15 protein-coding genes are annotated in these 19,214 nt (G+C 71.3%); 11 read left to right on the plus strand and 4 right to left on the minus strand.

Annotated features, from left to right (window positions below):
• The first annotated feature begins 5 nt into the window (after positions 1-5).
• Positions 6-1,406: a dihydropyrimidinase gene (hydA, locus tag ACFY0I_RS33285; RefSeq protein WP_388902735.1), complete on the plus strand. Its 1,401-nt coding sequence runs from the start codon at positions 6-8 to the stop codon at positions 1,404-1,406.
• Positions 1,407-1,419: 13 nt separating this feature from the next.
• Positions 1,420-2,418: a TIGR03842 family LLM class F420-dependent oxidoreductase gene (locus ACFY0I_RS33290; protein WP_388902737.1), complete on the plus strand. Its 999-nt coding sequence runs from the start codon at positions 1,420-1,422 to the stop codon at positions 2,416-2,418.
• On the opposite strand, the gene ACFY0I_RS33295 is transcribed toward ACFY0I_RS33290, so the two are convergent.
• Both ACFY0I_RS33295 and ACFY0I_RS33300 read right to left on the minus strand, forming a co-directional pair.
• Complete coding sequence (locus tag ACFY0I_RS33295) at positions 2,399-2,860, minus strand: hypothetical protein (RefSeq protein ID WP_388902738.1); 462 nt, start codon at positions 2,858-2,860, stop codon at positions 2,399-2,401. The genes ACFY0I_RS33290 and ACFY0I_RS33295 overlap by 20 nt on opposite strands.
• A gap of 19 nt (positions 2,861-2,879) precedes the next feature.
• Entirely contained in the window at positions 2,880-4,499 is a 1,620-nt protein-coding gene (locus tag ACFY0I_RS33300) for a serine/threonine-protein kinase (protein WP_388902741.1), read from the minus strand.
• A 170-nt stretch (positions 4,500-4,669) separates the two neighbouring features.
• Here ACFY0I_RS33300 and ACFY0I_RS33305 point away from each other — a divergent pair, with 170 nt between their 5' ends.
• The 5 genes from ACFY0I_RS33305 (at position 4,670) to ACFY0I_RS33325 (ending at position 12,038) form a co-directional block, all read left to right on the plus strand.
• The gene (locus tag ACFY0I_RS33305) at positions 4,670-6,607 is read left to right on the plus strand and encodes an FHA domain-containing protein (protein WP_388902743.1); all 1,938 of its coding nucleotides are present in this window, start codon (positions 4,670-4,672) and stop codon (positions 6,605-6,607) included.
• 320 nt (positions 6,608-6,927) lie between these two features.
• Positions 6,928-7,539: an RNA polymerase sigma factor gene (locus ACFY0I_RS33310; RefSeq protein ID WP_388902745.1), complete on the plus strand. Its 612-nt coding sequence runs from the start codon at positions 6,928-6,930 to the stop codon at positions 7,537-7,539.
• A 29-nt stretch (positions 7,540-7,568) separates the two neighbouring features.
• Positions 7,569-7,967, plus strand: a complete 399-nt coding sequence (locus tag ACFY0I_RS33315; RefSeq protein WP_388902781.1) for a hypothetical protein — start codon at positions 7,569-7,571, stop codon at positions 7,965-7,967.
• A 218-nt stretch (positions 7,968-8,185) separates the two neighbouring features.
• A complete protein-coding gene (locus tag ACFY0I_RS33320) occupies positions 8,186-8,953 on the plus strand; it encodes a thioesterase II family protein (RefSeq protein WP_388902747.1) in 768 nt (255 codons plus the stop codon).
• 217 nt (positions 8,954-9,170) lie between these two features.
• Positions 9,171-12,038: an AAA family ATPase gene (locus ACFY0I_RS33325; RefSeq protein WP_388902748.1), complete on the plus strand. Its 2,868-nt coding sequence runs from the start codon at positions 9,171-9,173 to the stop codon at positions 12,036-12,038.
• A 201-nt stretch (positions 12,039-12,239) separates the two neighbouring features.
• On the opposite strand, the gene ACFY0I_RS33330 is transcribed toward ACFY0I_RS33325, so the two are convergent.
• Together ACFY0I_RS33330 and ACFY0I_RS33335 are read right to left on the minus strand one after the other, a co-directional pair.
• A complete protein-coding gene (locus ACFY0I_RS33330; protein ID WP_388902750.1) occupies positions 12,240-12,872 on the minus strand; it encodes a response regulator in 633 nt (210 codons plus the stop codon).
• Entirely contained in the window at positions 12,865-14,154 is a 1,290-nt protein-coding gene (locus ACFY0I_RS33335; protein ID WP_388902783.1) for a sensor histidine kinase, read from the minus strand. The genes ACFY0I_RS33330 and ACFY0I_RS33335 overlap by 8 nt, the downstream gene beginning before the upstream one ends.
• 172 nt (positions 14,155-14,326) lie before the next feature.
• Here ACFY0I_RS33335 and ACFY0I_RS33340 point away from each other — a divergent pair, with 172 nt between their 5' ends.
• The 4 genes from ACFY0I_RS33340 to asnB all read left to right on the plus strand — a co-directional run bounded on the left by ACFY0I_RS33340 (position 14,327) and on the right by asnB (position 19,086).
• The gene (locus ACFY0I_RS33340; protein WP_388902752.1) at positions 14,327-14,875 is read left to right on the plus strand and encodes a hypothetical protein; all 549 of its coding nucleotides are present in this window, start codon (positions 14,327-14,329) and stop codon (positions 14,873-14,875) included.
• Between the two features lie 4 nt (positions 14,876-14,879).
• Positions 14,880-15,380, plus strand: coding sequence for a PH domain-containing protein (locus ACFY0I_RS33345; RefSeq protein WP_388902754.1), 501 nt, complete (start codon positions 14,880-14,882; stop codon positions 15,378-15,380).
• Entirely contained in the window at positions 15,377-16,933 is a 1,557-nt protein-coding gene (locus ACFY0I_RS33350; RefSeq protein ID WP_388902757.1) for a PH domain-containing protein, read from the plus strand. Before ACFY0I_RS33345 ends, ACFY0I_RS33350 begins: the two co-directional genes overlap by 4 nt.
• 308 nt (positions 16,934-17,241) lie before the next feature.
• On the plus strand, positions 17,242-19,086 hold the full coding sequence (gene asnB, locus ACFY0I_RS33355) for an asparagine synthase (glutamine-hydrolyzing) (RefSeq protein ID WP_388902760.1): 1,845 nt from the start codon (positions 17,242-17,244) through the stop codon (positions 19,084-19,086).
• Positions 19,087-19,214: the final 128 nt, after the last annotated feature.

Genomic DNA, 19,214 nt, shown 5'->3' on the forward strand with positions numbered 1-19,214 from the left:
TTCACATGAGCATCCGCACCCTGATCCGCGGCGGGCTGGTCGTCACCGCCGCCGACGAGCTCCACGCGGACGTCCTCATCGAGGACGGCCGGGTGGCGGCGCTCGCCGCACACGGCTCGGACGCCGCCCGGGCCTGGACGGCCGACCGCACCATCGACGCTTCGGGCAAGTACGTCATCCCGGGCGGCGTCGACGCGCACACCCACATGGAACTCCCCTTCGGCGGCACCGCGGCCTCGGACACCTTCGAGACCGGCACCCGCGCGGCGGCCTGGGGCGGCACCACCACCATCGTCGACTTCGCCGTGCAGAGCGTGGGCCGCTCCCTGCGCGAGGGCCTCGACACCTGGTACGCCAAGGCCGACGGCAACTGCGCGATCGACTACGCCTTCCACATGATCCTCTCGGACGTCAACGAGGGCACCCTCAAGGAAATGGACCTCCTCGTCGAGGAGGGCGTCAGCTCGTTCAAGCTGTTCATGGCCTACCCCGGCGTCTTCTACTCCGACGACGGCCAGATCCTGCGCGCCATGCAGCGCGCGTCGGGCAACGGCGGGCTGATCATGATGCACGCCGAGAACGGCATCGCCATCGACGTCCTCGTCGAACAGGCCCTGGCGCGGGGCGAGACCGACCCCCGCCACCACGGCGAGGTCCGCAAGGTCCTCCTCGAAGCCGAGGCCACCCACCGCGCCATCCAGCTCGCCCGCGTGGCCGGCTCCCCGCTGTACGTGGTGCACGTCTCCGCGCAGGAGGCGGTGGCGGAGTTGGCCGCGGCCCGCGACAAGGGCCTGCCGGTCTTCGGGGAGACCTGCCCGCAGTACCTCTTCCTGTCCACCGACAACCTCGCGGAGCCCGACTTCCAGGGCGCCAAGTACGTGTGCTCCACCCCGCTGCGCCCGCGCGAGCACCAGGCCGCGCTGTGGCGGGGGCTGCGCACCAACGACCTCCAGGTGGTCTCCACCGACCACTGCCCGTTCTGCTTCCGCGGCCAGAAGGAGCTGGGCCGCGGGGACTTCTCGAAGATCCCCAACGGGTTGCCGGGGGTGGAGAACCGCATGGACCTCCTCCACCAGGCCGTCCTGGACGGGCACATCAGCCGCCGCCGCTGGATCGAGATCGCCTGCGCGACCCCGGCCCGGATGTTCGGCCTCTACCCGCAGAAGGGCACCATCGCGCCGGGTTCCGACGCCGACATCGTCCTCTACGATCCGCACGCCGAGCAGGTCATCTCCGCCGAGACGCACCACATGAACGTGGACTACTCGGCGTACGAGGGCAGGCGGATCACCGGACGCGTCGAAACGGTCCTCTCGCGCGGCGAACTCGTCATCGACCGGCGGGAGTACACCGGCCGGACCGGTCACGGGGCCTTCGTCCACCGCTCCACCTGCCAGTACCTGTAAGGAGAGTCCTGCCATGGACTTCGGCCTCGTCCTGCAAACCGACCCGCCCGCCTCCCAGGTCGTCAGCCTGATGAAGCGCGCCGAGCGCAACGGGTTCCGCTACGGCTGGACCTTCGACTCGGCCGTGCTGTGGCAGGAACCGTTCGTCATCTACAGCCAGATCCTGGCGAACACCCAGCGGATGACCATCGGCCCGATGGTCACCAACCCGGGCACCCGTACCTGGGAGGTGACCGCCTCCACCTTCGCCACCCTCAACGACATGTACGGCAACCGCACCGTCTGCGGGATCGGCCGCGGCGACTCGGCGATGCGGGTCGCCGGTCGCGCGCCCAACACCCTGGCCCGGCTGGGGGAGGCCATCGACGTCATCCGCGACCTCGCCGAAGGACGCGAGGCGCAGGTCGACGGCAAGCCGCTGCGGATCCCGTGGATCAAGGACGGGCGGCTGCCCGTCTGGATGGCGGCGTACGGGCCGAAGGCGCTGGCGCTGGCCGGGCAGAAGGCGGACGGTTTCATCCTCCAGCTCGCCGACCCCTATCTCACCGAGTGGATGGTGAAGTCGGTCCGCGAGGCCGCCGTGGAGGCCGGCCGCGACCCCGATTCGATCAGCATCTGTGTGGCGGCCCCGGCGTACGTGGGGGACGATCTCGCCCACGCCCGTGACCAGTGCCGGTGGTTCGGCGGCATGGTCGGCAACCACGTCGCCGACCTGGTCTCCCGTTACGGCGAGCACTCCTCGATGGTCCCGGACGAGCTCACCGAGTACGTCAAGGCCCGTCAGGGGTACGACTACAGCCACCACGGCCGCACCGGGAACCCGTCGGCCGACTTCGTCCCCGACGAGATCGTGGACCGCTTCTGCCTGCTGGGCCCCGCCGAGGCGCACATCGAGAAGCTCCGCGCCCTGCGCGCCCTGGGCGTGGACCAGTTCGCCGTCTACGACATGCACGACGCCCGGGAGGCCACCATCGACGCGTACGGCTCCGACATCATCCCGGCGCTCGGCTGACGCGTTCGTCGCCGGTTCCCGAGAGGCCGACCACCGTTTCGTCGGCGGCCTTTCGGGTTCGCCGGCGCAGGACCGTCGCGGCGGCGATCAGGACGAGCGCAAGGCCTGCCAACACGCTGACGAGCACGTTGATCGCTGTGGGGACGTGCTCCACGATCGAGCCGTCGGAGTAGACGCAGGCGTCACTGAGGGGCCACTTCGCATGGCGGACGGTCGTCAACTCGGCGCCGGCGCCGCTCCGGTCCTCGCACCGTTCCGGGAACGGGCCTCCGAAGCGGACGAAGAGCAGGCCACCGCAGTACACGGCCCCCGCCGAGGGAGCGAGGACCAGAGGGAGGACCGCGCAGAACCTGAACGCGGTGGGAGACGGGTGGTTCATCGCCACGCCGAACACCGCCATGCCGGCGGCGGTCAGCACACTGAAGAGCAGCAGTACGCCCATGACCGCATCCGACACCGCGTCAGCCCGTGCAGGTGATGGAGAAGGGGACCGGGTTGGAGGTGGTTCGGGTGGGGCTTTGGAGTTCCACGGCCATTCCGGTGGTCAGGTTGCCCGCCTTCGCCCACGTCGTCAGGCGCACGGTGTCGTGGCCCGTCGGGTTGTCCTTCGACCCGATCGACATGGTGCGCCAGTGGGGATCCACCACGGAGCCGTCACCGGACACCCATCGGTAGGAGATCAGGGTCGGCTCGGAGGCGGTGAACGTCGCGGTGAAGGCCGGGGCCCGGTTCTCGGGGGTGGGGCAGCTGCCGGTGTAGGTGGTGTTCGCGCCCGCCACCGACATCCGTACGCCGGAACCGGTGGCGGCGTCCCCGTCGCCGAGGGTCAGCGCCAGGGCAACCCCGCCGGCGATCAGTGCGCAGACGGCGGCGCCGGCCGCGACGAGGACCGCCGTACGGGTCTTGCGGGGCGGGGGCGAGAGCGTGGTCGCGGGCGTCGCGGGCGTTGCCGGTGTCGTCGCGGTGGCTTCGGCGGTCGGCGCGGCCGTCGTCGTGGGTTCCGTCGCCGGCTCCGGCGCGGGCTCCGGAGCGGCCTCCGGGGGCGCGGCGACCGGTGTCGCCAGGACGCGGGCGGCGGTCGTGGTGGCGTCCGGTTCGTGCGCGATCTCCCGCAGCGACTCGGTGACCTGGGCGGCGGGGGTCCGCTCGGCGGGCTCCTTGCGGAGCAGCCCGGCGATGACGGGCGCGAGCGGGCCGGCCCGGGTCGGCGCCGGCGGTTCCTCGTCCACGACGGCCCGCAGGGTGCTCAGCGCGGTGTCCTGCCGGAACGGGGAGACCCCCTCCACGGCCGTGTACAGCATCACTCCGAGGGACCACAGGTCCGACTCGGGGCCGGAGGGACGGCCGAGCGCCCGCTCCGGCGGCAGGTACTCGGGGGAGCCGACCACCTCGCCCGTCATGGTCAGGGCGGTGCTGCCCTCGACCACCGCGATGCCGAAGTCGCTGAGCACGACCCGCCCGTCGTCGGCGAGCAGCACGTTGGCCGGCTTGACGTCCCGGTGCTCGACGCCGACGGCGTGCGCGGCGCGGAGCGCGTTCAGGACCTCCGCGCCGATGTGCGCGGCGTGCCGCGGCGTGAGCGGCCCCTCGGCGCGCAGCAGATCGGCCAGTGACTGCCCACGGACCAGTTCCATCACGATCCAGGGCCGGTCGTCCTCCATGACCACGTCGTGGACCGTCACCACGTTGCGGTCGGGTATTCGGGCGGCCGCCCACGCCTCCCGCTCCAACCGGCTGTACATCCGCGCGATGGCATCGGCCAACAGACCGGCCGGCGCCCGGACCTCCTTGACGGCGACCTCCCGGTGCAGGGTCTCGTCACGGGCGCGCCACACGGTGCCCATGCCGCCCTCGCCGAGCCGGGACAGCAGCCGGTAGCGACCCGCGATGAGCCGCTCCCCGGCCGGTGCGGCCCCGGCGGTGGCCGCCGTCCGCGCCGTTTGCGCCGGGTTCACCGTGGCCCCGGTGGCCCTGGTGCCGGCCGTCGTGTTCGTGCCCTCCGTGCCCGATGGGGATGCCGTGGTGGTGGCCGCGAGCGCGGTCTCCGTCACGGTCGCGGTCTCGGAATCATCGTTGTGCATGGGGGCAGTTCTCCCTTTGGTCGCCGGCCGACGCGAAACATCACGTACGGACCGGGCCTTCCGGTTCACCGGGGCGCAAAGAAATTCAAGAAATGGTTGAACCGAACACCTTCGGGTGGGCGTGTTGCTGTCGTACGAGGTCAGCAGGCGTCTTCTTCAAGGAGTGTGGAGTGCCATCGGTCATCGTTGGGCGCACGGGTCCCTTCGCCGGGCAGAGCGTGGTGCTGGGCGGCGAGCCCCTCAGCTTCGGGCGCAAGAGCGACAACAGCGTCGTGATCGTCAGCCCCAGTGCCTCCCGGTTGCACGCCGAGGTCATCACGGAGGACGCCGGGTTCGTCCTCTACGACCGGGACAGCCGCAACGGCACGTTCGTCAACGACCAGCGCGTCCAGCGGCACGTACTGCGGCCGAGCGACTGCATCCGGATCGGTGACGAAACGTTCCTCTACGAGGCCCAGGACGCCCTGGAGACGGTCATGGACCTCTCCCTCCTGGACGTCCCCCGGGCGAGCACGGCAGACCCCGGAACGCTACGGGTCACCATCACGGGCGGCGGCCCGGTGGGCCTCGCCTTCGCCCTGGCGCTGGACGGGATGCTGCCCGGGCGCACGGCCATCACCCTCTTCGACGGGCGCTGGACCAGGAAGGGTTCCGAGGTCGTCTGGAAGGACGAGACCCAGGGCAACTTCCGTCGGCAGCAGGTGGTGACCGTCCAGAGCCGGCAGTACCTCGCCCTGCCCGACGAGGTGCTCTCCGCACTGTTCGACGACGAGGGGCAGTACTCCGAGATGTGGCCCGTCGGCCCGGACTCGGTCGACGGTCGCCCGCCCCGCAACATCCGGATCGCCCACATCGAGGACCGGCTGCTGGACCTGGCCAACCGGAAACCGTCGATCCGACTCGTACCCAAGCGGTTCGACGTGGCGGAGCAGCAGAACCGGCTCACACAGGAGCACGTCCTGGTGGTCTGCGAGGGCGGTCGCTCCCGCACCCGTGAGCACTACGCCGACCGCTTCGGCGCGGCCGACGCCTCCATCTACTCCCTCGACGGCGAGCACCTCCAGGACGTCGTCCTGGGGCTGCGCGTCAAGTCGAAGCTGCCGGACCCGATGAGCGTGCTGCTCACCGTGTCGCAGAACCGCTTCCTGCTCAACTCGCTGCGCGGCGAGGGCTTCCTGAACATGCGGCTCACCCGGGAGGAGGCCAGGAACGTCATCGGCATCGACCCGGTGCGTCACGTCTTCGAGGAGTGCATAGCCGCCCGACCCTGCCTGATGAGCCGGCAGGAGGAGGACAACGAGTTCCGCTGCCCCACCCACGGCACCCTCTTCCTGCCCGCCCTGCTGCGCGGTTCCCCGCTGTGGAAGGAGATCCGGCAGGGCCTGAGGTTGTTCGGGGTGGCCGAGGACGACCTGTCCGCGATCACCTCGTTCCGACTGGACATGGTGCAACGCCCTCGCTTCACCGCGCAGTTGCACCGACCGACGGCAACCAGCCCCGGCACGTACGGATTCCTGCTGGGCGACGCCGCCAACGCCATCCACTTCTGGCCGGGCCGGGGCCTCAACAGCGGTCTGGCGTCGGCCACTTCGCTCGCCCGCTCACTCAGTCGCGCCTGGCAGGGCAAGCCGCTGCGCGACGCCGACTTCATCCGCCACGAGGCGGCGATGTCCATGCTCCAGTACCGGCACAAGAGCCGGGCCTGGAACGCCATGGTCACCACGGACGAGCAGGGTGTCACCCGCGCCATCAGGGACATCATCGCGCGCGGCGCGCAGGCCGCCGGCGCTGCCGTGCCCGGCGGCCCGGGCGGGGCTCCGGGCGACGGCGCGGACGGGAGCGACCTGGAGGCGTTGCTGGAGCGGATGGGCGAGATCCGGGGACGACTGGCCCCGCGGATGCCGGGCCTGCCGACGGACGGGGAGCTGCGTTCCCACCTGGCCGCGATCGCCCCCGCGACCCTGCGCACCCTGCGGGAGAGCGGCGCCTGGGACACCTTGATCGTCGGTGGCGAGGAGGCCGACATCGACCTGTTCTACCAGTCGGACTCCCCGGTCTTCGTGCCCCGCCCGGCCGACCCCCGGAGTCCCTCCCCGATCGGCGCATAGGCCGTCTCCGGCCCACGGGAGCCCGCCGGTACCCCACGCCTTCGGGTACCGGCGGGCCGGCCCCTTCCCGCGCGCCCGTCCGGACCCGGTGCGAAAAAAGTTCGGCCGGAAGTGAATCCTCTTCGCCTCTTCTCACCTCTTGTGTGTGTGCCGGTCGAACGGGCCGGCGGAACCGGGAGGAACGTCAATGATGATCACCGCTGTCGTAGGGGTCGGAGTCCTGCTCATGGGCGCGTGCGCTTGGCACCTGCTGCGGCGCTACCGGAGCCGAGCCTGAGCCGCGCCCGCGCGCTGCGGCATCCGGTGGATGTGAGGAGTACATGAACCAGCGTTTCCGTTGGCCGGACGAGCGGCTGATCAGGGCCGCCCAGGACGGTGACGTCACGTCGCTCACCAGTGTGGTCAGGGAGTCCCAGCCCCACGTGCGCAGGTTCGCCCTGTCCCTGTGCGCCTCGCGGCAGGATGCCGAGGACGCGGCCCAGGAGGCCCTGATCATCCTGTACCGGAGGATCGGCACCCTGCGGGCCACGGGCGCGCTCGCCTCGTGGATGTTCCGGATCGTGCGCAACGAATGCCTCCGGCAGGTACGTCTGCTCGTCCCGCGCGGGGCGGAGGCGTCGGCCGGTTCGGAGGCGTCCGTCGGACCGTCCGCCGAGGACGCGGTGCTGCACGGACTGGAGGTGGCGCGGATCGCGGCCGCGGTCGGCGCCCTGCCCCACGACCAGCGGCAGGTCCTGATCATGCGGGACGTGCAGGGCCTGCCCGGCAGGACCGTCGCGCACGCGCTCGGCCTGAGCAGCGCCGCGATGAAGTCGCGGCTGCACCGGGCGCGCGCGACGGTGCGTCACTCGCTGGCGGCGGCCGACCAGGTCCCCGGCCGGCCGGGCGGTGGGACCACCGGCCGGCAACCCGATCGAGCGAACAACCCGTAGGACGAAGGAGAGAGCCGACCGTGAACATCATGAAGCCCGCGCCGTCCGCGCCGGCCCCGGCCACCACCGGTGCCCCGGTCCCGACCACCACCGGTGTCCCCGTCCCGACCACCACCGCTGTCCCGGCCTCCGGGACGAATTTCGCCAGCAGGTCCGTGCCGCGCCACCTGCTGCGCGGCGCGATCGGCTTCGGGTTGATCGGCGGGTCGATCGCCTTGGTGCCCGTCGTCGGCCCGGTCTCCCTGCTCGCGGCGCCGTTGGCCCTGATCGCCTTCCGCGGTTGCCCCACCTGCTGGATGGTCGGCTTGGTGCAGACCATTTCCCGCGGCCGGCTGAAACGGCAATGTCCGGAAGGCGACGGCGGCGGCGTCGGCATATGCACCCTCACGAAGGCGCAACCGGCGCCGCGCGGGCAGGTCATTCCGTGATCAACAGTTGAATTACGAACGGTTTCGGCCGAACGGTGCGTGCAGGAGGCGATTTTCGGCCGCCATAGGGGTTCGGGGGGTTCCAAACCTAGGGGTACTGGCGAGATTGTCGCTCTGCTAGACATAGAGCAACGGAACGCGTGTGCGGAAGTCGCAAAGAGACTCGGATCGTCGAGTTCATGTGCTGCTTACGGACTGGAACACGGAGTTTTCATCCCTTGATCGACAAGCAGAATGCCGACGGCTGGATCCGCCGCTATCATGCCGCGGACGAAAGCCCGATCCGATTGGTTTGCCTTCCGCACGCCGGTGGGTCCGCCTCCTTCTACTTCCCCATGTCCCAGGCCCTGGCCCCGGCGGTGGACGTCCTCAGCGTCCAGTACCCCGGGCGTCAGGACCGCCGGCACGAGCCGGGGATCACTGACATCGGCGTCTATGCCGACGCCCTGACCAGCGCACTCCTGCCCTGGCTGGACCGGCCGGTGGCGCTGTTCGGCCACAGCATGGGCGCCGTCCTGGCCTTCGAGGTGACGCGCCGGCTGGAACGCGACCACGGGGTGAGCCCCGTCCGCATCTTCGCCTCGGGCCGCCGCTCACCGTCTAGTTTCCGCCAGGAAACCGTTCACCTGCGTGATGACGACGGCATCGTGGCCGAAATGCGAGAGCTCAGTGGAACCAACTCCGCGATTCTCGGCGACGAGGAGATCCTTCGCATGGTGCTCCCCGCCATTCGGAGCGACTACACGGCGATCGAGAACTACCGCGCCGACCCCCGGGAAACGGTGAACACCCCCATCACCGTGCTGACCGGCGAGTCCGACCCGCGCACCAGCGCCGAGGAAGCGGACGCCTGGGAAGGCCACACCACCGGGAAATTCGACATCCACCGTTTTCCCGGCGGCCATTTCTATCTCGCCGGACAACAGGCGCGGATCTTGAAGATTGTTTCCGACGAGCTCGCAGCGGCCCCCGTCCGGAAGGGTTGAGCCGCACGCCGAGCAGGCCGCGTGACCAGCGGCCCACCCGGCGGCTTACGGACGAACGGGACCCGGGTCCGGGTCGGCAGCCCTCCCCGCACGGAGGGCCGGCCGATCCGCCCGCGGTGCCAGGAAACCACCCCGCCCGCCCGGCGGGGGTGCGAGGAGGCACGACGCAGTGCAGTGCAGGGCAAGCTCAGGTGGTCCGGGGGAAGGGAACGAGGCCGTGGCGGCAAGGCTGGTCGAGCGCGAACACGAGTGGGAGACGCTGAACGACCTGCTCGGCAGCGCCCGCCGGGGCCGCGGACGCGTCGCCGTCATCAGTGGGCCCATCGCCGGCGGGAAGACGACCCTGCTGGAGTGTTTCACCGAACAAGCGCTTTCCGAAGGGGCGTTGGTCCTGGAGGCGGCCGGCTCCCGAGCCGAGCGCTACCTCCCCTTCGGGATCCTGCGTCGGATCCTCGACAGCGCCGCGCCACTGGACCCCGCCGTCCACGCCGAGGCCACCGCTCTGCTCGACGGTGTGAGCGCCGAGGCGACGCGTGCCGATGACGCGACGGGCGCCGTCGAAGCCGGCATGCGGGTCCTGCCCCACGTGTGCGCCTCGCTGCTGCGGATCGCCCGGGGCCGGACCGTCGTCATCGCCGTCGACGACGTCCACCACGGCGACGCCCTCTCCCGCGCCTTCCTGCTGTGCCTGGCCCGCCGGGTCCGGCAGGCCGGCGTCCTCATCGTGCTGACCGAGGCCGTCCGGCTGCTGCCCGCCCAGCTCGACTTCCACGCGGAACTGAAGCGCCAGCCCAACTGCACCAGCATCCGACTGCCGCTGCTCAGCGCGGACGGCACCGGCCGCCTGCTGGCCGGGCACTTCTCCACCGCCGCCGCCCAACGCCTCTCCGCCGACTGCCAGGAGGCCACCGGCGGAAACCCGCTGCTGGTCAAGGCACTGCTGGAGGACGGACTGGCCACCCTGGGCGACAGCGAGCCGTTCCAGCCGTTCGTGCCCGCCGAGACCTTCGAGCGTGCGGTGCTCGACTGCCTCCACCGCGGTGACCCCGAGATGCCGGCCATCGCCCGCGGCATCGCCGTCCTCGGCGACGCCTGCCCGCCCGCCCTGCTGAGCCGCATCACCGACGTCCACGTCAAGACGGCCGAACTGGCCCTCCAGGACCTCGGCCGGTGCGGGATCCTGCGCGACGGAGCGTTCCGCCGGCCCGCGACCCGCGCCGCCGTCCTGACCGCGACCCCGCCCGGAGCGCTGTCCGCGCTCCACCAGCGCGCCGCGCGAATCCTGCACCAGGAAGGAGCGGCGGCCCTCGACGTCGCCCGCCACCTCCTCGCCGCCCGCAAACCGGTGGCGGAGTGGGCGATCCCCGTCCTGCAGGACGCCGCCGAGTACGCACTCGTCGAGGACGACCCCCAACTGGCCCTGCGCTGCGGGGAACTGGCCGTCGACTCCTGCCCGGAGGGGTCCCGCCGCACCGCCCTGAAGTCCCGCCTCGTCAGCATCGTCTGGCGCAGCAGCCCGGCCGCCGCCGAAGGCCACCTGCGGCAGCTGTCACGGGAGTTCTGCGCCGGCCGGCTCACCGACCGCGACCTCCTGCACGCCGTGTCCTGCCTGGCCTGGATGGGGGAGGCCCGACAGGCCGCCGAGGCGATACACGGCCTGCAGGCCGCCGCCGACCAGGCCCGCACCACCGGCCGGCCCTTCGCCTACGAACCCGCCACCCTCGCCGCCGCGCGGAACTGGCTGTCCTTGATCAGCCCCCCGGTGCGGGACGTGTTCACCTCCTCCGAGACACCCGACACCACCACGCCCGATCCGCGCGCGCCCGCCGCCGGCCGGCCCGCCGCGCACGACATGCCCGACGACGCCCACGTCCCGGCCGCCGAGGCGATGCGGACCGCGCTGCGCGGCGGTCAGGGCGAGGCGGCCGTCGCCGAGGCCACCCGGGTCCTGCAGCGCTACCACCTCAGCGACCGCACCCTGACCTCCCTCGTCCTCGCCGTACTGGCCCTCGTCTACGCGGGCCGCCTCGACCTGGCCCTGACCTGGATCGACCGGCTGCTCGGCGAATGCTCCACCAGCAACGCGCCGACCTGGCAGGCCGTCCTCGGCGCGGTCAGGGCCGAGGTGGCGCTGCGCCAGGGCGATCTGCCGGGCGCCGCCGCCCAGGCCCGCCAGGCCATGTCCCTGATATCCGTGCCGTGTTGGGGCGTGGGCATCGCCCTGCCGCTGGGCGTCCTCATCGAGGCCGAGACCCGGATGGGCAACCTCGAAGAGGCCATGGGCCTGCTCGAACAGCCGGTGCCCGAGACCATGTTGGAAACGCGGACGGGGCTGCACTACCTGCGCGCCCGAGGCCGCTGTCACCTCGCCACCGGCCGCTACCACGCGGCCCTGCGCGACTTCCTGACCTGCGGCGAACTGATGCAGGCCTGGGAGATGGAAGCCGCGGAGCCGGTGCCGTGGCGGTTGGACGCCGCCGAGGCGTGGCTGGCCATCGGGAACGTGCCGCGGGCCCGCGAGTACGTCGAAGCGCAGCGGCAACGCGAGACGGGGCCGGCCGGCAGCCGACCGCGGGGACCCCTGTTGTTCGCGCTCGCCCGCACCAGCGGCGACCTCGGCTACCGCCTCAAGCGGCTCACCGAAGCCGTGGAAATCCTGGAACAGGGCGAGGACAGGCTCCAACTGGCCCGCAGCCTCGGCGAGTTGGGCAGTGCCTATCGGGCGGCCGGGGACTTCAACCGGGCCCGGATGCTCGTGCGCAAGGCCTGGCACGTGGCCAAGTCCTGCGGGGCGCAGCCCCTGTGCCAGGAGTTCACCCCCGGGCAGGGCGACGGCGAGCCCGCCCCCGTGGTCGGCCGCGAGGCCGAAGCGCCGAGCGAGGCCGAGGTGCTCTCCGAGGCGGAGGCCCGGGTGGCGCTCCTCGCGGCGCGCGGACACACCAACCGGGAGATCGCCACCAAGCTGTACGTGACCGTCTCCACGGTCGAGCAGCACCTGACCCGGATCTACCGCAAGCTCCAGGTCAAGCGGCGCCGGGACCTGCCCGCCCGCCTGTGGGACCTGAGCCTGCCCGGCATCGCCTGAGGCCCGGGCCCCGTGCGGGGGGCCCGACACGGGAGGGGCCGGGTGTCCGGGGCCGTGCGACCCCGGACACCCGGCCCCTCGTGCCGCGCTCACGCCCCGTCCGCAGCCCCCGCGCCGGGCCGTCGACGTGGCACCCGCCGTCGACGTGGCACCCGCCCATCCCCGGACCACCCGTGGACGGATCGCCCGCGGGCGGGGTCGTCAGGACAGCAGGCCGCGTTCCAGGGCGGCCATCACCGCCGCCGTGCGGTCCGACACCGACAGCTTCTTGAACGACCGCAGCAGGTGCGTCTTGACCGTCGCCTCACTGATGAACAGCCGGCGCCCGATGTCCGCGTTGGTCCGGCCCTGCCTGACCAGTTGCAGCACCTCGCGCTCCCGCTCGGACAGCACCGGCGGCTCCGCCACGCGCGCCCGGAACAACTTCGGCGCCAGCGAGGGCGTCAGCACCGTCTCGCCACGGGCCGCCGCCTTCACCGCCTGTACCAGCTCGTCCCGGGAACTGCCCTTGAGCAGGTACCCCGCAGCTCCCGCCTCCACCGCGCGCAGGATGTCGGCGTCGTCCTCGTACGTGGTCACGATGACCACCTTGGTCCGCGGTGACTCCCGAAGGATGTGTCCCGTCGCCGCCACCCCGTCCATCGCGCCCATCCGCAGGTCGAGCAGGACGATGTCCGGCTTCAGTCGCCCTGCCTGGAGTACCGCCTCCTCGCCCGAACCGGCTTGGCCCACGACGCGGATGCCCTCGTCGAGTTCCAGCATGGCGGACAGGCCCTCCCGGACCACGGGATGGTCGTCGGCGAGCAACACCCCGATCGGCGTCGGCTCACTCATCGTCCGGCTCCTCTCCCAGCGGGCCCAGCGGCACCGTGATCTCGATGGTCGTGCCCGCTCCCGGGCTGCTGTCGACCCGCACCATGCCGCCGATCTCCCTCACCCGGGCGCGCATCCCGCGCAACCCGAAACCGCCCCGCGCGCCGTTCCCGGCGCCCGCGTCGTCCGTCGCGGCGGGCGGTGCGTCCAGCCACGCCCGCGCGTCGAAACCGGCGCCGTCGTCGCGGACCACGAGGCGTACCGCCTCCGGCGCGTACGCCACCGTCACGTCCACCCTACGGGCCTTCCCGGCGTGCTTGCGCACGTTGGCGAACGCCTCCTGCGCCGAGCGCAGCAGCACCACGCTGACGGCCATCGGCAGTGGCTGCTCCTCGCCCCCGGCCGTGCACCGCACCGCCAGGCCGGTCTCCTCCATCAGCAGGTCGGCCTGTCGGCGTACGGCCTGCATCAGCGAGCTCTCCCGCAGGGGCGGCGGGGTCAGCTTGGAGACGAAGCCGCGGGCCTCGTCCAGGCTGTCCCGGGCCACCCGCCCGGCCAGCCCGAGCCGGGACCGCGCCCGTTCGGGGTTGACCGCCACCTCCGACTCGGCCGCCTGCACCAGACTGATGATGCTCGTCAGGCTCTGCGCCAGGGTGTCGTGGATCTCCCGGGCCAGGCGCTCCCGCTCGGCCGAGATGCCGGCCTGGTGGGACAGGTGAGCCTCCCGTTCCCGGCTGAGCCGCAACTCGTCGATCAACGCAGCCCGTTCCGAACTCTGCTGCACCACGCGGGTGATCCACACCCCGAGCAGCACCGACAGGGCGGTGCCCAGCAGCGAGATGGGCAGCACCGACAGGATGTGCGGATCGAACTGCCCGCCCCGCAACCACACCACCGTCACCGGCCACAGGTTGGCCAGGACGACCAACACGATCGCCGGTGGCATCGGCAGACTCATCATGAGCATCGGGACCACCGCGAACAGCGCGAAGGAGCCGCCGAGGTCCAGGGCGCTGGAGGACGCGAACAGCAGGAACAGGCCGGCGGAGAACACGAGGTTGCGCCGCCCGTGCGTCCGGCGGATCATCGGTTTCCGACCGAGCCCCGCGTACCAGGGCACGATCAGCGTCAGCGCGCCGATGGCGAACGCCCGGTGGACCTGGTCCTCGGCGGAGGTGAAGAGCAGAACGACCGTGACGAGGTAGGAAACGGCGAAATAGCCGTCCCACAGACCGAACCAACGGACGCCCGAGTCGAGCCCGCGTCCCTGGACGTTCCGCGGAACCTCCCGCTGCGTGTACATGTGCACGGAACCAGTCCTACCACGAGCTCCGCCGGTGTCCGTCGATCGGTTGACAGCCGTTCCCACCGATCGGTCGGCACCGGGCGCGTGCGCCCCGCCCTACGTTGGAGGCAGCGGAAGGGATCCGTGACAACGGGTCGTCACGGACATCGGGAAGGACGGGGCTGTACACGTGGGCCAGTTCACGACGGCACTCCTGACCTGCGGAGCGATCCTGACCGTCATCCTCGCGACCGACTGCGGCAGCCGGCGCGTCACCCGGGTGAGGATCGCGTGCCCCGTACTGGTGGCCGTCCTCGCCGTCGGCGCCTGCGTACACTCCTTTCCGACGGCGGGCAACGACACGTCGCTGCACCTCGCCGGCATCGGGGTGGGAGCCATCTGCGGACTCGCGGCAGGCGCCCTGCTCCCGGCCCACCGGGCCCTCGCGGGAGACATTCGCAGCACCGGCGGCGCGGCCTACGCCGCGGTCTGGATCCTCCTCACCGGTGTGCAGCTCCTCTTCGCGTACGGCTGCGAGCACTGGTTCGGCCCGCAGACGGCCCGCCTGACCACCGCATACCAACTCAGCGGCAGCGAAGTGCTCGTGAGCTCGCTCGCGCTGATGTCGCTGTCGGCGGTGGCGGCCCGGACGGCGGTCCTGCTGTCCCGGCTGCGCGCCGTACGGGCCGCCACGGCAACGGACACCGACCGATCGACATCGTTCCAGGAACAAGGGTGACGCAGTGCTGCACAACGAAGAACTGAGGCTCCGTCCTCCTCGCAACCGGGTCGAGACCCGGGCCATCGGCTGGTGGACCCTCCAGTCGTCCCTCTTCGCCCTGCCGCTCCCGCTCGTGTTCGGCGTGCTGTGGCTCACCATCACGCCCGCACGCTTCGTGTTCGGCCCGCTCTTCCTCGTCGCGCTCGTCCCCGGCCTGCTGTACATGGGCGTCATGCCGATCTGGCGCTACCGGGTGCACCGCTGGGAGATGACCGACGAAGCCGTCTACGCCGCCTCGGGCTGGCTCTGGCAGAGGTGGCGCGTCGTTCCCCTCTCCCGGGTCCAGACCGTCGACATGCTCCGCGGCCCGCTCCAGCAGATGTTCGGGCTCTCCGGGATCACCGTCACCAGCGCCTCCTCCGCGGGCGCCGTGAAGATCAAGGGCATCGACCGCCGGACCGCCACCGAGCTCGTCGAGCAGCTGACCACGTCCACCCAGGCCGTACCGGGAGACGCCACGTGACACCGGACACCGCAGTACGACAGCAGGAGCACACCGAGAGCGACGGATGGGGGCGCCTCAACCCGCGCCTGTTCCTCGTCAACCTCAGCGTCGTCGCCACACCGCTGGCCACCTTCGGCGCCACCACCGTCATCACCGGCGAGATCACCCTCCAGGTCCTGATCACCTTCGCCTCGTTCCTGATCACCTGCCTGGTCATCTCCGGCATCAGCCTGATGCGCCTGCTCACCACCCGGTACCGGATCACCGAGGACCGGGTGGAACTCCACAAGGGGCGGTTCTTCCGCAGCGAGCGCTCGGTCCCCGTCGACCGCATCCGCAGCGTCGACCTGACCGCCAACCCCCTCCACCGGATCTTCGGCCTCACCTCCCTGAAGATCTCCACCGGCGACCAGGCCACCTCCGGCGGCGGCCTCTCCCTGGACGGCCTCAGCACCCGCGACGCCGAGGAACTGCGCCGCCGGCTCAGCGAACTCCGCCACGCCCGCCAGGGCCTGGCGACCGCCGACCCCGACACCGACGCCACCCTCGCCGCGCTCGACTGGGCGTGGCTGCGCTACGCGCCACTCACCCTGTGGGGCGTCGGCGGTGTCTTCATCGCCGTCGGCACCGTCTACCGCACGCTGCACGAGATGAAGGTCGACCCCCTCGAACTCGGCATCGTCAAGGACATCGAGGAGCGCTTCGGCTCGGTACCGCTCTGGTACGGGCTGCTGCTCGCCTTCGCCATCATCGTCCTGACCGGCGTCGCCGGCTCGACGGCCACCTTCATAGAGGGCTGGGGCGGCTACCACCTCGACCGCCCCGAGACGGGCATGCTCCGGGTCCGCCGCGGTCTGCTCATCACCCGCTCCGTCAGCATCGAGGAACAGCGGCTGCGCGGTGCCGAAGTGGCCGAGCCGCTGCTGCTGCGCTGGGCCGGAGGGGCCCGCCTCAAGGCCGTCGCCAGCGGCCTCGGCGACGAGGACGAGAACAGCAGCCGCAGCCGGCTCACTCCGCCCGTGCCGCTGGCCCTGGCCCGCCGGATCGCCGCCGACGTCCTCGGCGAGGACGTCTCCCCGACCACCGAGGCGGAACTCGCGCCGCATCCCCGCGCCGCCCTGCGGCGCAGGATCAACCGCGCCCTGATCTGGTCCGTGCTGATCGCCGTGCCCTTCGTCGGGCTCGGTCTGTGGCTCACCCCCGTGCTCGTGCACACCGGCTGGATCACCGCCCTGGTCCTGTTCTCCGTCGGGTTGGCCTTCGCCTTCGACGCCTACCGCAACCTCGGTCACGCCCTGCACGGCCCCTATCTCGTCACCCGCGCCGGAACCTTCACCCGGCGCACCGCGGCCCTCCAGCGCGACGGGATCATCGGCTGGTCCATCACCCGTTCCGTCTTCCAGCGCCGGGCCGGCCTGCTCACCCTGGGTGCGGCGACGGCGGCGGGCAGCGGCGTGTACAAGGTCCGCGACGTGGCCGTCTCGGACGGCCTCGCGTTCGCGGAGGACGCCGTACCCGGCCTGCTGGCCCCGTTCATCGAGCGGGTTCCGGCGGGAGCCGGCAGGGGGTAGCACCGCGGCGGTGACCCGACAGGCGGTGTTCCGGCGGTGGTCGGCCCCGCGAGCGGAGGGGCGGTCCTCGTGACCGCCCCTCCGCTTTTGCGTGCGGATACCTTCTTGTGGCAGCCCCGGGCTTCCCTTTATTGCGGCTTTACCTCCACACCTCAGGGCATGAACTCCCTTTACCTCGACTTGCCTTGTTCTTTGCGATAGGGGCTCGTAGGGGATGTGGGCCGTCGCGGTCCGGACCTAGCGTCGAGGCCGAACAGGCGCGTCCGTCGGGCGTCGGGAGGAAGCGCCGCGACACTGAGGAGCACCACATGTGCGGCATCGCCGGCTGGATCGCCTACGACAGGGACCTGGCCCACGAGGCGTCGACCCTGGACCGCATGGTCCACACCCTGATCGGGCGCGGACCCGACGCCGGAGGCAGGTGGATCGAGGGCCCCGCCGCACTCGGCCACCGCCGGCTCGCCGTGATCGACCTGGCCGGCGGCGTCCAGCCGATGCACACCACCACCCCCGACGGCCGCGTCGCCCTGACCTACAGCGGAGAGGTGTACAACTTCGTCGAGCTCCGCCAGGAACTTCGCGGACGCGGCCACCACTTCCGCACGTCCAGCGACACCGAGGTCGTACTCAACGCCTACCTGGAGTGGGGCGAGGCGATGGCCCCCCGACTCAACGGCATGTACGCCTTCGCGATCTGGGACGCCCGCACCCGCAAACTCGTCATGATCCGCGACCGGATGGGCGTCAAACCGCTCTTCTACCACCCCACCACCGACGGCGTGCTCTTCGCCTCCGAACCCAAGGCGATCTTCGCCAACCCCCTGGCCAAGCCCGTCGTCAGCGCCCGCGGCCTGCGCGAGTTCGTCGCCCTCCACCGGCCGCCCGGCGAAACCATCTGGGACGGCGTGCGGGAGGTGGTCCCCGGCACCGTCGTCACCGTCGACCGCGCCGGCATCCGCAGCCACACCTACTGGCGGCTGGAGAGCCGCGAACACACCGACGACCTCGACACCACCGTCGAACACGTCCGGGACCTCCTCGACGACAGCGTCGGCCGCCAACTCGTCGCCGACGTCCCCACCTGCGTCCTGCTCTCCGGCGGCCTCGACTCCAGCGCCGTCACCGGGATCGCCGCCGAGCACCGCGCCGCCGAGGGCCGGCCGCTGCACACCTTCGCCGTGGACTTCAGCGGGGCATCGGACGACTTCGTCCCCACCGGCGTCCACGGCAGCCACGACGCCGACTTCGCCTCCGCCATGGCCCGCCACGCCGGCACCGACCACACCGACATCGTCCTCGGTCCGGCCTCCGTCGCCGACCCCGAGGTGCGCCGCCAGGTCGTCATCGCCCGCGACAGCCCGGCCGGCCTCGGCGACATGGACGTCTCCCTCCACCTCCTGTTCAAGGCGATCCGCGAACGCTCCACCGTCGCCCTGTCAGGAGAAGCGGCCGACGAGGTCTTCGGCGGCTACGGCTGGCTGCACAACCCCACCGTCCAGAACAGCGACACCTTCCCCTGGATCACCGCCGGCATGATCGGCGCCACCCCCAACACCCAACCCGTCGAGATGTACAACCTCGACACCCTCATCGCGCTGAACCCGCTGGAAACCGTCGCCGACAACTACGCCACCGCCCTCGCCGAGATCGACCGCGTGGACTCCGAGAGCCCGCACGAACAGCGCATGCGCGTCATGTCGTACCTGCACCTCACCCGCTTCCTGCGGATGATGCTCGACCGCAAGGACCGCATGAGCATGGCCGTCGGACTGGAAGTCCGCGTGCCGTTCTGCGACCACCGACTCGTCGAGTACGTCTACAACACGCCCTGGTCGATGAAGACCTACGACGGCCGGGAGAAGAGCCTGCTGCGCGGCGCCACGCAGCACCTGCTCCCGCGATCCGTGATCGAACGCACCAAGAGCCCCTACCCCGTCATCCAGGACTGGCGCTACGCCGAGGCCCTCCAGCGGCACGCCAAGGAACTCCTCGGCGACGACGGCCCCGTCTTCCAGATCGTCAGCCGCGACTGGCTCGGCGAAACGGTACTGGCCACCCCCGAGAGCCTGTCCCCGGCCGCCCGCAACGGACTGGAACGAGCCCTGGACACCGCGATCTGGCTGGACGTCCACAAGCCCGAGATCCGCATGTAGCGCGGACCGCGGTGCGGGCCGGCGGGGGGAGCAACCCCCCGCCGGCCCGCACCCGTTTCCGGCGACCGCGGAAACCCTCCTCGGGATTCTTGCAATTGCCCGCACTCCGAGGGCATTATGATCCGGTC

It is taken from the genome of Streptomyces sp. NPDC001568, assembly GCF_042893755.1.
Taxonomy (GTDB): Bacteria; Actinomycetota; Actinomycetes; order Streptomycetales; family Streptomycetaceae; genus Streptomyces.

Bases quoted from the DNA above. Each gene is read 5' to 3' on its own strand.
- asnB (WP_388902760.1), top strand. From the start codon at position 17,242: ATGTGCGGCATCGCCGGCTGGATCGCCTACGACAGGGACCTGGCCCAC.
- ACFY0I_RS33310 (WP_388902745.1), top strand. From the start codon at position 6,928: ATGAACCAGCGTTTCCGTTGGCCGGACGAGCGGCTGATCAGGGCCGCC.
- ACFY0I_RS33290 (WP_388902737.1), top strand. From the start codon at position 1,420: ATGGACTTCGGCCTCGTCCTGCAAACCGACCCGCCCGCCTCCCAGGTC.
- ACFY0I_RS33330 (WP_388902750.1), bottom strand. From the start codon at position 12,872: ATGAGTGAGCCGACGCCGATCGGGGTGTTGCTCGCCGACGACCATCCC.
- ACFY0I_RS33300 (WP_388902741.1), bottom strand. From the start codon at position 4,499: ATGCACAACGATGATTCCGAGACCGCGACCGTGACGGAGACCGCGCTC.
- ACFY0I_RS33295 (WP_388902738.1), bottom strand. From the start codon at position 2,860: ATGGGCGTACTGCTGCTCTTCAGTGTGCTGACCGCCGCCGGCATGGCG.
- hydA (WP_388902735.1), top strand. From the start codon at position 6: ATGAGCATCCGCACCCTGATCCGCGGCGGGCTGGTCGTCACCGCCGCC.
- ACFY0I_RS33315 (WP_388902781.1), top strand. From the start codon at position 7,569: ATGAAGCCCGCGCCGTCCGCGCCGGCCCCGGCCACCACCGGTGCCCCG.
- ACFY0I_RS33335 (WP_388902783.1), bottom strand. From the start codon at position 14,154: ATGTACACGCAGCGGGAGGTTCCGCGGAACGTCCAGGGACGCGGGCTC.